Annotated in this window: 14 protein-coding genes; 13 read left to right on the top strand and 1 reads right to left on the bottom strand. The window is 68.6% G+C overall.

Annotated elements, in window-relative coordinates:
* Nucleotides 1–136: 136 nt before the first annotated feature.
* Nucleotides 137–394, top strand: a complete 258-nt coding sequence (locus CP976_RS32475; RefSeq protein ID WP_150483494.1) for a hypothetical protein — start codon at nt 137–139, stop codon at nt 392–394.
* A gap of 716 nt (nt 395–1,110) precedes the next feature.
* Here the strand turns inward: CP976_RS32475 and CP976_RS32465 are convergent.
* Nucleotides 1,111–2,295, bottom strand: coding sequence for a DUF6183 family protein (locus CP976_RS32465; RefSeq protein WP_150483492.1), 1,185 nt, complete (start codon nt 2,293–2,295; stop codon nt 1,111–1,113).
* Between the two features lie 334 nt (nt 2,296–2,629).
* Between CP976_RS32465 and CP976_RS43060 the strand changes: the two genes are divergently transcribed.
* The 12 genes from CP976_RS43060 (at nt 2,630) to CP976_RS32405 (ending at nt 13,259) form a co-directional block, all read left to right on the top strand.
* Nucleotides 2,630–3,133 carry an alpha/beta fold hydrolase gene (locus CP976_RS43060; RefSeq protein WP_167537462.1) on the top strand — a complete coding sequence of 168 codons (504 nt, stop codon included), beginning with the start codon at nt 2,630–2,632 and terminating at the stop codon, nt 3,131–3,133.
* Between the two features lie 212 nt (nt 3,134–3,345).
* Nucleotides 3,346–4,257 (top strand): alpha/beta hydrolase, encoded by a 912-nt coding sequence (locus tag CP976_RS32455; protein WP_150483491.1) that lies wholly within the window; start codon nt 3,346–3,348, stop codon nt 4,255–4,257.
* A 69-nt stretch (nt 4,258–4,326) separates the two neighbouring features.
* Complete coding sequence (locus tag CP976_RS32450; RefSeq protein ID WP_150483490.1) at nt 4,327–4,647, top strand: NAD(P)H-dependent oxidoreductase; 321 nt, start codon at nt 4,327–4,329, stop codon at nt 4,645–4,647.
* 57 nt (nt 4,648–4,704) lie between these two features.
* Nucleotides 4,705–5,097 carry a nuclear transport factor 2 family protein gene (locus CP976_RS32445; protein ID WP_150483489.1) on the top strand — a complete coding sequence of 131 codons (393 nt, stop codon included), beginning with the start codon at nt 4,705–4,707 and terminating at the stop codon, nt 5,095–5,097.
* 24 nt (nt 5,098–5,121) lie between these two features.
* Entirely contained in the window at nt 5,122–5,820 is a 699-nt protein-coding gene (locus CP976_RS32440; protein ID WP_150483488.1) for a type 1 glutamine amidotransferase domain-containing protein, read from the top strand.
* Between the two features lie 184 nt (nt 5,821–6,004).
* Nucleotides 6,005–6,874, top strand: coding sequence for a helix-turn-helix domain-containing protein (locus CP976_RS32435; protein WP_086848291.1), 870 nt, complete (start codon nt 6,005–6,007; stop codon nt 6,872–6,874).
* 653 nt (nt 6,875–7,527) lie between these two features.
* On the top strand, nt 7,528–7,860 hold the full coding sequence (locus CP976_RS32430; protein WP_150483487.1) for a carboxymuconolactone decarboxylase family protein: 333 nt from the start codon (nt 7,528–7,530) through the stop codon (nt 7,858–7,860).
* Nucleotides 7,861–7,960: 100 nt separating this feature from the next.
* On the top strand, nt 7,961–8,977 hold the full coding sequence (locus CP976_RS32425; RefSeq protein WP_150483486.1) for a zinc-dependent alcohol dehydrogenase family protein: 1,017 nt from the start codon (nt 7,961–7,963) through the stop codon (nt 8,975–8,977).
* Nucleotides 8,978–9,002: 25 nt separating this feature from the next.
* On the top strand, nt 9,003–9,374 hold the full coding sequence (locus CP976_RS32420; protein ID WP_150483485.1) for a DUF2255 family protein: 372 nt from the start codon (nt 9,003–9,005) through the stop codon (nt 9,372–9,374).
* Between the two features lie 67 nt (nt 9,375–9,441).
* Nucleotides 9,442–11,025, top strand: a complete 1,584-nt coding sequence (locus CP976_RS32415; RefSeq protein ID WP_150483484.1) for a Na+/H+ antiporter — start codon at nt 9,442–9,444, stop codon at nt 11,023–11,025.
* A 47-nt stretch (nt 11,026–11,072) separates the two neighbouring features.
* Nucleotides 11,073–12,032 (top strand): amidohydrolase family protein, encoded by a 960-nt coding sequence (locus CP976_RS32410; protein ID WP_150483483.1) that lies wholly within the window; start codon nt 11,073–11,075, stop codon nt 12,030–12,032.
* Between the two features lie 237 nt (nt 12,033–12,269).
* Nucleotides 12,270–13,259, top strand: coding sequence for an aldo/keto reductase (locus CP976_RS32405; RefSeq protein WP_150485593.1), 990 nt, complete (start codon nt 12,270–12,272; stop codon nt 13,257–13,259).
* Nucleotide 13,260 lies beyond the last annotated feature (1 nt).

Below are 13,260 nucleotides of genomic sequence, written 5' to 3'. Positions count from 1 at the left end.
TCCGGATGCGGGAGTGCGGAGCGCGAGAAGAAATCAGTCTGCGAGGCCTGCTGGGGGCGCTGGTCGCCGACCGGCCTCCGCACAGGGCGAGTTGAGCCCGGGGCGGGGCAGGACCTCGTACGGCCGAGGAGCCGACATGTCACTCGACACGCTGCACGAACTGCTGAACCTCGCACAGGACCACCTGCCGGCCCTGCCCGGCCCGACCGGTCCGGTGACCGCCGCGCTCATGCTGGCGCGGACCACCGTACGACACCTGTCGCTGATCTGGCTCGCGCGTGGGGCCACCCCGCAGGAGCGGGCGCTGATCCTGGCCGCGTTGCACGGCTCGCCGCGGCCGACCTGGCGGGACCGCTGCCGGCACCGGGTACGGCGTATGACGCGCCGCCGGTGAGTGGGACGCAGGCTTCCCGGACGGTTCGCCGCGCGTGGGGTGCGGCGGCCGTCCGGAGGGTCCCCTGGGGAGGGCACGTGGTGTCGGTGACCTCGACGGTGACCGCGGAACGGGCATGGCGCATGCCGACTTGGCCCCGAGTGGGCCGCAGGGCGCACGAGCTACCGGCAATCGCCCCAACCATGGTCCGTCCGAGGGACCCTGGACCTTTCCGAGGCCGCTCAAGATACGTCCTGGCGGAAGAGGCCTCACTATGGGTCTCAAGCAGGAAGCCCGCCCCACCGAACCGGCTTGGCGGCAAGATCGGCGGGGCGAGCACTGAGTACCAGGAGGTACCGCTATGAGTGTGGCTCCAACTCGCTCCGTACTGTCAATCGCTCGCCCGAAGGGCTGGGCGGCCCTGCTCATCGTCATCGTGATCGTCTATACCCCGGCGGCACAGATCCAGGACATCCTGACCAGTCTGATCGCCCTGTCAGGAGTGCTCGTCTCGGGCTCGGCAGTGAGGGCCGTATCAGCGCGACAGCCGCAGACGACCGCGTAAGAAGGGACCAGGCTCGATCGGGCCGGGAGGGGCGGCCACCACCGGGAAGTCGGGAGAGGACCAAGCGTGCCCCTCGCGTGCCCGATCGAGCAGCGGTCGGCGTTGCTTCCGCACCGGCTTCTGTACCTGCCTCATCACGGCGTCGAACCGGAGAGCCAAGTCCGCGCCGTGGCTACCCGAGAACGTCACGGTCGACGTCGGTATCGGTCGCCGCCAGCACCGTGACCCGGGTCCGGGTGGGATCGAGTACGGCGAAGGCCGCGTCCGACGTGTCGTGGTGGAACCAGTCCGTGAACGCCATGAACCGCAGCCACCGGTGATCTGTGGCCTGCCGCACCGCTTCGAGGAACGGTACGCCTGCGGGCAGCCCCATGAGCGCGTACAGACTTTCCCAGGCATACAGCCGCGCGTACGCGCCGCCCTGTCCTTGGCCGTTCACTCCGCCGTGGTACGAAGCCGAGAAGAGTTCGTTGAGGACATCGTCGGGCGTCGTCGCGCAGGCGAGTGCGCTGCCCCGGCGCCCGCCCTCACCTGCCAGACAGCGCAGGGGCAGTTCCGTGATGAAGGACATGCCGAAGTCGTCAGGGTTGAGCGGGCTCGGCAACGTGAAGAACCGTGCCTCAGGCTCACAGGCCCATCCGCCGGCCGTGAACGGCCGGGCAGCCGCCTCCGCCCGCCCGTCGTCTCGTGTGTCACTGGCCCTGCCGCCCGCGACGGCACCGCTGTCGGTCGAGGGAACCTCCGGGAAACGCGACCGGAGCTGCGTCGGCGTCTTGATCGGCCCCAGTCCCCGGACACGAACCGTGAAGCGGTGCTCGATGTCCAGGCGCGTCCTGGGCAACCGAGCCAGCGGGTGTCCCAGCTCACTCAGCCTTTCGGCGTACGCGTCCAGGGTGCGCCGGCCGGCCCCTGAACCGATCAGCGCCAACTCTCCGAGAAGACAGGCCCGAAGCTCCACCGCCGGACTCGGGATTCCGTCCGGCAACTCGCCGAACAGAGGCTCGAGGTCCCGCAGGCGCTGAGCCTTGACCAGCTTCGCGGCCACCGAGCGCAGCAACCGGTCGGCTTCCCCACGATCCGTGGCCTCGACGGGCAGCAGCCGGCCCACAATGTCCACGGCAAACGTCGCACAGTCCCGCGAGCGCGTGTCGGCGAGGGTCTCGGCGATCCGCCCGGCGGCCCGCGCCACGCAGGCGCCGCCGGGCCCCTCGGCGGACGCCCGCCGGCACAACTGCTCCACCGCTGCGTACAGCTCCTCCGGCCTGTGCTCGGCCAGATGCTGCAACTCTGGTCCCGACCACTCCGGGAGAGGTCGATCAGAAGCGTCGTCGCCGGGCGTCGCTCGGTTGTGGCTCACGCTCCGAGCCTACGAGCAGGAGATCAAGCAACTTTGGACAAGGATCCGACCCCCGGTGATCCGGAGCGAGTGCGCAAGCTCGCCAAGACTCTTCAGGGAGGAGTTCTCGGGTGTCCCGAAGAACTTGAGGAAACGGATCGGGGCATGCTGTCCCACCACCGCCAATCTCCGGGAAAGCGCAGGTCAGGAGCCCTTCCCGACAGGTTCGAGAATCGCCACGCACTCCACATGATGCGTCATCGGAAAGATGTCGACTTGGACGAGCTGCGGAAACTACCAGGTATGTCGAGTCCGATCGGTGTGGTGCGCCCGGCCAGGCGGCCCCGTCGCACGCTTGCTGGTTCATCCCCTGGATGACCGCCGCATAGAAGGCCGCGAGCCCATCGGCGTCCACGTCGGCGCCGAGCAGTCCTGCATCGATGTCGTCGCGGATGCGGGCGACGATCGACCCAGCACCGGCGCCACCCCGAAGGCCCGGAACCCCCTCGACATCGACGAACTGACCGAACGGTTGGTCGCGGCTGCCGGCGCGGAAGGGCTCGACACATTCGCAGTCAGTGGGTACTCACTCGGCTGCCCCGTCGCGATCAGCTCACTCGTGCTGAGCGCGTCTTTCACGTACGCCGAAACCCGCACCGATCTCGCAGCCTCCGTCTGGCACCAGTTGTTCGCGTCCGGTCAGCAGACACTGCTCGCTGAGTACCTGAACCTGATGGGGCTCGGTGAAGCAGCCTTGAACGCCCTTACCCCGGACCAGGCCCACGTCATCGCCGAGCAACTCGCTCCCGACCGGACACCTGCCGTTCGTCGAACGCCCTCAGGGGTGGCAGGCTCATGACTGATTTCCTCGCACGGAACTGAGGACCAGGAGCCCCTCACCTCTTCCTGGCCAGGCTCTGGACCAAGGAAAAGGATTCATCCACCCGGAAATCCGCATCCAGGGGAAAATTCCTTCCCCCTCACACACGTGGACATCATCACGGCCTCGACGAACCATGGTGCCAGGACCACCGCCGGCGGGTCACGGATGACGAAAAGGGACAGACTGCCATGATCGAGACGGTTTCCTTCAAGAACAAGGCCGTGGAAATCGCGGCACACCTGCACCTGCCGGACGACTTCTCAGAGGACAAGAAATACCCGGCTCTCGTCGGAATTCACCCGGCCGGCGGAGTGAAGGAACAGACCATCGGCCACTACGCGAAGCGGCTGGCCGCGCACGGATTCGTCACTGTGGTCTACGACTCCTCCTACCAAGGAGAAAGCGGCGGCGAGCCTCGCCTTCTGGAGGACCCGACGGCGAGAGTCGAGGACGCCCGCTGCGCAGCGGACTTCCTCACCACTCTCCCGTTCGTCGACACCGAACGGATCGGCGTTTTCGGCATCTGCGCCGGCGGCGGTTACGCGATCAGCGTGGCGCAGACCGAACGCCGCTTCAAGGCGGTGGCCACCGTCAGCGCGGCTCCGATGGGTGAGGGCTCCAGAGGCTTCCTGGGACACCTGTCACCGGTGTCCGAGCAGATCAAGACGCTGGAAATGGTCGCCCAGCAGCGCACGGCGGAGGCCAGGGGTGCGGACCCGGCCTACGCCCCGTTCGTCCCGGAAACGCTGGAAGAGATCGACGACAACACCCCGGACCTCCTGCGTGAGGGGTACGACTACTACAGGACGCCCCGCGGTCAGCAACCCCGCTCGAAGGGCCGTTTCCTGCTGAGCAGCATGGACAGGATGTATGCCTTCTCGGCCTTCGACCAGATTCCGGAACTGCTGACCCAGCCGATGCTCCTCATCGCGGGGAGCAAGGCGGACACCAAGATCTTCAGCGATCAGGCCTACGAGCTTTCCAACGGCCCGAAGGAGCTGTTCGTCGTCGAGGGCGCGACGCACATCGCCATGTATGACGTACCGGAGTACGTGGATCAAGCGATCAGCAAGATGGTGAATTTCTTCGCCGTCCTATAGCAGTGCACTCTTCCGACGCACAGCTCGGTTCACCCGGACAGAGAAAATCGTGGTGCCGAGGTCGTCTCGATCTCCGTCGACACGATCACCGACGAGCAGTGGGCCCAGCTGGACGCCGCTGACGCGATCATCTTCGGTTCCGCCACGTACATGGGCACCGCCTCGGCGGCCTTCCACTCGTTCGCCCAGGCCAGTAGCAAGCGCTGGTTTCCCCACGCCTGGGTGGACAAGCTCGCCGCGGGGTTCACCAACGCCGGCGCCCAGAGCCCGACCGACGCGGGTCCGGATGCGGTCCACCGCTCCGACATCGCCACCGCCGAGCACCTGGTTGCGCGCGTCGCCCGTCAGGCGGCGATCTTCCGCGCCGGGCGCGCCACCCTCGCCGCCTGACCACGCGGACTTCCCGCAACAGCCACACAAACACCCCACGCACACGAGGAGTGAACCGTGTCCGAATCCCCGAGCCTGGCCCTCATCCGCCGGGTGTACGAATCCCGCATGGCCCCGGAGGTCACCAGCGAGGTCATGGCGCCGGACCTCGTCTGGGACATCACCCCCGGATTCCCGAACAGCGGCGTCTACCACGGCTGGGACGACGTGGCGAAGAACTTCTTCGGCGCGACGATGACCAGCTACGAGTTCTTCGGCGCGGTACCGGAGGAGTTCTACGCGGACGACGAAGGCCACGTCTTCGTGTTCGGGCACTACCACGCTGAGACGAAGACCGGGAACAAGGCCGACGTCCGCTTCATCCACCTGTGGACCGTCCGCGACGGCAAGGCGGTCAGCATGCGGCAGGCCGCTGACAGCCACGTCCTCCAGGAAGCCCTCAACGGCTGACATCACCACCGGGAGAAACACCCCATGACGAAGATCCTCTTTGTGATCACCGCGTCCGACCACTGGACGCTGGCCGACGGCACCCGCCACCCGGCCGGCTTCTGGGCCGAGGAGGCGATCGGCCCGTACCAGGTCTTCAAGGAGGCCGGATACGGGATCGCCGCGGCCACCCCCGGCGGCGTGCCGCCCACCGTGGACGCCCTCAGCCTCACTCCCGACTTCAACGGCGGCGAGGAGGGCGCGGAGCGCATGCGCTCCGCGCTGCGTGAGGCCACCGAGCTGGCACACCCCATGCGGATCGAGGACGTGAACATCGACGACTACGACGCCGTCTTCTACCCCGGCGGCTGGGGCCCCATGGAGGACCTGCCCGACGACGGCGCCTCCGGCAGGCTGCTCACCGACTGGCTCGGCTCCGGCAAGCCCGTGTCCCTGGTGTGCCACGGCCCCGCCGCCCTGCTCGCCACCATCGGCACCGACGGGACCTCCCCGTTCGCCGGCTACCGCCTGACCGGGCTGTCCAACGCCGAGGAGAAGCAGAACGGTCTCGCGGACCGCGCGAAGTGGCTGCTCCAGGACCGGCTCGTGAACGAGCTCAGGGCCGACTACCGCGAGGCCGACCCGTTCACCCCGCACGTCGAGGTCGACCGCACCCTGTACACCGGCCAGAACCCCTACTCGGCCGTCCCCCTGGCCCAGGAACTGGTCAAGGCACTGAGCTGACACCACACAGCACCGCATGATCCCCGGCCACCCGGTACGCCCACGGCGCGTACCGGGCCCGCGTCTCACCTCGTGTAATCACATGAGCGGGAGATAAAATTCTCGTGCGCCGGCAGCCGAAATCCGGGGGAGAATTACCTCCCCATTACTTACAGTGCCGGGCCCTTGTGCGAGGCTGGAGATCATGCACCGCGACCCGCACCTGAACGAGCTGGGCGAGTTCCTCAAGGCCCGCCGTGCCGAACTCAGTCCCTCCGAAGTCGGGCTCCGCGGCGGGCAACGGCGGCGTGTGAGCGGGCTGCGCCGCGAGGAAGTGGCTCTTCTCGCCTCGATCAGCACCGAGTACTACACGCGCATCGAGCAGGGTCGTCTCCAGGCATCGGCCGCTCTCCTGAACGACATCGCCCGGGTGCTCCGGCTCAACGAGGCTCAGCACACCTACCTCTTCGATCTCGCGACCAGGCAGAGGGTGCGCCCTCCGTTCTCGGGCGACCGCCAGCAGGTGGATCCGCAGTTGCAGCGCATGCTGGACGATCTCACCGCCACTCCTGCCTTCGTCATCGGCCGACGGACCGACGTTCTCGGCTGGAACCAGCTCGCCGCAGGGCTGTGGACCGACTTCGGCCGCTACCCGGAAGAAGAGCGTGTGTTCATCCGGCTGCTGTTCACCGAGCCCTGGATGCGCGAGCTGTACGCGGACTGGGAGGAGGTCACCCGACTGGCCATCGCTCACCTGCGCATGGAGAGCGCACGGTATCCCGGCGAACCGCGCCTCGCCGCTCTGGTCGAGACCCTCTCCGCCCGCGACGCCCAGTTCCGTCAGTGGTGGGCCGAACATGACGTCGCCATGCGGGACAAGGGCACGAAGAAGCTCCGTCACCCGGTGGTGGGCGAGTTGACGCTCGACTGGAACACCCTCACGTGCGGTACGGATCCCGAGCAGCACATCATCGTCTGGAACGCCGAGTCCGGTTCCCCGTCCCACGACGCCCTGCGCCTTCTGGCCTCCTGGTCGGCGGAACAGAAGCGGACGGCGTCCGACACCGTCGCGTGAGCCTCCGGCCTCTCCGGGACCGGAGAGGCCGGAGGAGGACTACCTCACAGCGTTCACGCCCGTGAGGTCCGCCGACAATTCCCACAGGCGCGCTGCCTGTTCCGGGCGATCGCCCAGTCCATTCCGGCCCGGGTGGGATGCATCCAGGGGCTAATCCTTCCCCTGTCCGTCGCGCCGAGCGGCACCGCCACACGGTGCCCCAGGTCGCTCCGCGCCCCACGACGCGAGGAGGCGCAGTCCGTCATGGGACGGAGTGCGCGACTTCGAGCGATCGTCCCCCGGTCGAACCGCGTCGGCCGACGGCGCTCGAACAGCCGTCCCTCTGTCGCTGCCCGCGAGCCGGACGACGTCCGCACGGCGCGGCTCCCGGTACGCGCCGACGTGTCCCGAGCCAAGGGGGGTAAGGATTTCTCCCCTGGATAAGTCCCCCCTCGAGTGGAACTCTCCCCTTTGCGAGTTCGCGCGAAGAGGCCAGGGTCGAGGAAAGGGAAGCAGACGTCCCGTCGGGCGCGGGCGGAATTGTTTCCGGACATCACCCGCATTCCGCACTTCACGCGACCGGCGAATGACGACAGGCACATACACATCCCCCAGGAATGCCCGGCCGAGCGCCAGGCGCCCTGATCCGAAACACCCGCCAGGAGCACCACCACATGACCGACCGGAAGAAGTTCGCGCCGTCGGCGATCCACGAGTTCGCCCCGAAGCTCGCCGAGGTCACCGACACGGTCCTGTTCGGTGACATCTGGGAGCGGCCGGGCCTGTCCCCACGTGACCGCAGCCTGGTCACCGTCACCGCGCTCGTCGCCCTCCACCGCACCGACCAGCTCGGCTTCCACCTCGGCAAGGCGCTGGAGAACGGCGTGACCAAGGACGAACTCGTCGAGGCCATCACCCATCTGGCCTTCTACGCCGGGTGGCCCAACGCCATGTCAGCGGTGACCCAGCTCAAGGCGATCGTGGACAAGGCAGACGAGTCGGCCTGAGATCCGCCCCACCCGTCGCTCCCAGGGCGCGGGCCCCTCGTCTGCCCCGCTCCCACGCCCGGCCTCCGCAACCCGACCCATCGAAGACCAGAGGCACGCCATGCGAGCAACCGTCATCCACGCGCCCGGCGACATCCGGGTGGAGAACCGTCCCGAGCCGGAGATCACCGCACCGACGGACGCCGTCATCCGCACCGTCGCCACCTGCGTGTGCGGCTCCGACCTGTGGAGCTACCGCGGCGTCATGCCGGTCGACGAGCCGCAGCCGATCGGCCACGAGTACGTCGGCGTCGTGGAGGAGGTCGGCAGCGAGGTGTCGGGCGTCGAGCCCGGCCAGTTCGTCATCGGCTCCTTCGTCGCATCCGACAACACCTGCCCGGTCTGCCGCGCCGGTTACCACACCTCCTGTCAGCACGCGGAGTGGGTCACCGGCTGCCAGGCCGAGTACGTCCGCGTCCCCCTGGCCGAAGGCACCCTGGTCGCCGTACCGGAGCAGCCGACCGAGGAGCTGATACCGAGCCTGCTGACGTTGTCCGACGTGATGGGCACCGGCTGGTACGCGGCCAAGGCTGCCGGGGTCAGGCCCGGTGCGACGGCCGTGGTGGTCGGTGACGGGGCGGTCGGCCTGTGCGCCGTCATCGCCGCGAAGGAACTGGGTGCAGAGCGTGTCATCGCCATGAGCCGGCACGAGTCCCGTCAGAAGCTGGCCCGGGAGTTCGGTGCCACCGACATCATCACCGAGCGCGGTGATGAGGGGGTGGCACGGGTCAAGGAGCTGACGGACGGCACAGGCGCCGACTCGGTGCTGGAATGCGTCGGCACCCAGCAGTCAATGCAGCAGGCGCTGCGGTCCACCCGTCCGGGCGGCAACGTCGGCTTCGTCGGCATGCCGCACGGCGTGCGGATCGACGGGCAGGAACTGTTCTTCTCCCACGTCGGCCTGCGCGGCGGTCCCGCGCCCGTGCGGGCCTATCTGCCCGACCTGATCCACCGCGTCCTGTCCGGCCGTATCGACCCCGGCAGGGTCTTCGACCTCACCCTGCCCCTGGACGAAGTCGCCGAGGGCTACAAAGCCATGGACGAGCGTCGCGCCATCAAGACGCTGCTGCATCCGTGACCTCGCGCCCGACGGAGAACCACCGATGACGACATGGACGAGCGACGAGCTCCAACGCATCGCCGAGGCGGAGGAGTTGGAACTGGCCCCACTGCGGCGTGACGGCACGTTGCGCGCGCCGGTGCCGGTCTGGGTCGTCCGCGACGGTGACGACCTGTACGTCCGCTCCTTCCGGGGCACGGACGGCGGCTGGTGGCGTACGGCCCGCGCCGGCCGTGCTGGGCACGTCCGCGCCGGCGGCGTCGACAAGGACGTCGCCTTCACCGACGTACGCGACGACGAGACCAACGACCGTATCGACACCGCCTACCGCACCAAGTACGGCCACTACGGCGGCGCATACGTCCACCCCATGGTCGCCTCCCGCGCCACGACGCTGCGCCTGGTCCCGAGATGAGCGGGACGATCCGGTGGGAGGCCGCCGAGCCCCCGCCGGCACCCGAACTCTCACAGGAGTAAGTCCCATGCTCGGTCTCGAACTCGTCGTACTCCTCGGCGTGGCCGTGCTGGCGGGCAACGTCCTGGCGCAGCGTCTCGGCGTCGCGCCGCCCGTCGTCCTGCTCGCCCTGGGTGCCCTGCTCGGTCTGGTCCCGGCCGTCCGTCAGACCCAACTACCACCCGAAGTCGTACTGTTGCTCTTCCTTCCCGTGCTTCTGTACTGGGAGAGCCTGACGACCTCGAGCCGGGAGATCCGCTCGAACCTGCGCGGCATCGTCCTGATGAGCACACTCCTGGTCATCCTCACCGCGTGGGCCGTGGCGGCCGCGGGGCACGCGCTGGGGCTGCCATGGGGGCCCGCCTGGGTGCTGGGCGCGGCGGTGGCGCCCACCGACGCCACGGCGGTCGGTGCGCTGGCCCGCGCGCTGCCGCGTCGCCAGGTCACGGTGCTGCGCGCGGAGAGTCTCGTCAACGACGGCACCGCGCTGGTCATCTTCGGCCTGGCGGTCGGTCTGACCGTCGGTGAGGAGCATCTCACCGTCCCCCACGTCGGGGCGCTGTTCCTCCTCGCCTACGGCGGTGGGGCTGCCGTGGGCGTGGCGGTCGCCTGGGTCAACATGAATCTGCGGCGCCGCCTCCAGGACCCGTTGCTGGGCAATCTCGTCATGATCCTGGCGCCGTTCACGGCCTATCTGCTCGCCGAGCTGATCCATGCCTCGGGGGTCCTCGCGGTCGTGGTGTGTGGGCTGATCATGGCTCAGGTCGCGCCCCGTATCATCCGCGCCGAGCACCGTCGGCAGGCGCTGGCGTTCTGGCCGCTGGCCACGTTCATCATCAACGCCACGCTGTTCGTCCTGGTCGGTGTGGAACTGCAGTACGCGCTACGGCACATGAGCCGGCCGGACCTCACAGACGCGTTGATCGCGATCGGTGTGGTCAGCGTGGTGCTGGTAGTCGTACGGTTCGCGTTCCTGTTCGGCTCCGCCTACCTGATCCGCGCGCTCGACCGGCGACCGGAGCAGCGGCTGCGGCGCATGAGCGACCGGGCGCGCACTGTCAGCGGGTTCGCGGGCTTCCGGGGGGCGGTGTCCCTGGCCGTGGCCCTGTCGGTACCGGAGATTCTTGACTCCGGTGCGCCTTTCCCGAACCGTGACTTCATCGTCTTCGTCACCTCCGGCGTCATCGTGGTGACGCTCGTGGGGCAGGGACTGCTGCTGCCAGGGGTGGTGCGCTGGGCCCGGCTGCCGCGGGACACCTCCGTAGAGGAGGAAGAACTCCTGGCCGAGACCAAGGCCGGCGAGGAGGCCCTTGAGGCACTGCCTCGGCTCGCCGCCGATCTGGGCACGTCCCCACGGGTCGCGGAGTGGCTGAGTCAGGAGTACGAGGCCCAACTGGCCGCCGTGCGGGCGCGGGGCGCGGGCGCCGATGGCGACCCCGCCCTGCTGCACAACCGTCACTACAACGCGCTGAGGCTCGCCCTCATCGCCCACAAGCGCGGGACCGTCGTCCGGCTGCGCGACGAGCAACGGATCGACGACACCGTTCTGCGCCGGCTCCAGACCACCTTGGACTACGAGGAGGTGCGGCTGGCCGGAACGGAGGTGGAGTGAGCCGACGCCACCGGCCCGGCACGAAACCCACGAGGAAGGACCCCGTCATGCCCTCCGGCTTCATCGACGTCCACGCCCACCTCCTGCCCGACTTCTACGTCCGGCAGGCGACGGCGGCGGGTCACACCCACCCCGACGGGATGGGGAGCTGGCCGTCCTGGTCGGTGGAAGCCCACCTCGACCTCATGGACCGCAACGGCATCACGACCGCGATGTTGTCCATCTCCTCCCCCGGCGTCCACTTCGGCGACGACAAAGCGGCCCGCCTCCTCGCCCGGCGCGTGAACGAGTACACCGCCGAGCTGACCCGCGAACACCCGGACCGCTTCGGCAACTTCGTGTCGCTGCCCCTCCCGGACGTGGATGGCGCACTGGAGGAAATCCGCTTCGCCTTCGACACACTGCGCGCGGACGGCGTGACCCTGCTCACGCACACACACGGCGTGTATCTGGGCGAGGAGCGCCTCGAACCGGTCTTCGCCGAGCTGGACCGCCGGCGGGCCGTGGTCTTCCTGCACCCCACCTCCCCTCTGGGGTGGGAGCAGTCGGCGCTCGGCAGGCCGCGACCGATGGTGGAGTACGTCTTCGACACAGCTCGCGCTGTCACGGATCTGGTGATGGCGGGGGTGCTGACACGTCACCCGAACCTGCGCGTCATCGTCCCGCACTGTGGCGGTGTGCTGCCCGTCCTCGCCGACCGCGTCGACGAGTTCATGCGGCTGTTCCTGCCGGCACAGGAACCCCCGTCGTCCGACGCGGTGCAACAACTGCGCGGCCTGTACTACGACACGGCAGGCACCGCCTTCCCCCGCCAAGTCCCCGCGCTACTGAACCTCGTCGAACCGGACCGGGTGCTGTTCGGCAGCGACTACTGCTGGACGCCTCCCGCACTGGCCGACGCTCACATCGCGGCGATCGACGCAGCCGAGTCACCGGTCGGAGGGGCCACGTGGCGTTCCCTGACCACGGTCAACGCCGAGCGCCTGTTCCCGGGGAGGTCACGGTGATCTCCATCGGCTTCCGTACCTTTCCCGGCCGGACCATCGCGCTTGAGCAGGGCAGACCTCGACGAATGTGCCCCGTGTACGCCTGACGACCGCACATGCTCGGTGCTCGTACGGGCGACGACCAGTCCCGCGGGCGCCCCGGCACGACACGGTCGTCGAGGCCGCTGCAGCGCGTACAGCGCTCCGTGCCGGGCCCGAACCACAGTGCCAACCGGACAGGGAGGACCACTCATGACGATGATCTACAACCACCTCGGCCGGACCGGCCTGAAGGTCAGCAAGCTCGGCCTGGGGACCATGAACTTCGGCTGGGTCACCGACGAGTCCACCAGCTTCGCCCTCCTCGACCGGGCCGTCGAGGAGGGCATCAACTTCGTCGACACCGCTGACGTGTACGGCGGACCGCAGTCCCCCGGCATGACGGAGGGCTACGGTCTCTCCGAGGAGATCATCGGCCGCTGGCTGGCCCAGGGCGGCGGCCGGCGCGACCGGATCGTGCTGGCCACCAAGCTCTACCAGCCCATGGGCACCGGCCCGAACGACAAGTATCTCTCGGCCTACAAGATCCGCAGGGCAGCCGAGGCCAGCCTCCGACGGCTGCAGACCGATCACATCGACCTGTACCAGATGCACCACATCGACCGCTCGACACCGTGGGACGAGATCTGGCAGGCCATGGAGCAACTCGTCCGCGAGGGCAAGGTCACCTACGTCGGCAGCAGCAACTTCGCCGGCTGGCACATCGCCACCGCACAGCAGGAAGCGAACAAGCGGCATTTCCTGGGCCTCGTGTCCGAGCAGAGCCTGTACAACCTCAACGCCCGCACCATCGAACTCGAACTGATTCCCGCTCTGCGCCACTACGGTCTCGGCCTGATCCCGTGGAGTCCGCTGGGCGGCGGCCTGCTCGGTGGCGCCCTGCGCAAGGCCGACAGCGGCCGACGCTCATCTCCCGGCTTCCTGTCCACCGTCGAGCAGAACCGGCCGCAGCTCGAACGGTACGAAGCCCTGTGCGCGGATCTCGGCGAGCGCCCGGCGGACGTCGCACTGGCCTGGCTGCTGCACAACTCAGCCGTCGCCACCACCATCGTCGGGCCGCGCACCCCCGAGCAACTGACCGAATCGCTGCGAGCCCCGCACCTGACCCTCGCGCCCGAGACGCTCCGCGCGCTCGACGAGATCTGGCCGGGTCCCGGAGGCGAAGCTCCCGAAGCGTACGCCTGGTAGC

This window comes from Streptomyces coeruleorubidus (assembly GCF_008705135.1).
In the GTDB taxonomy this organism is placed as follows: domain Bacteria; phylum Actinomycetota; class Actinomycetes; order Streptomycetales; family Streptomycetaceae; genus Streptomyces; species Streptomyces coeruleofuscus.
This window is presented reverse-complemented; position numbering and strand designations above follow the sequence as displayed.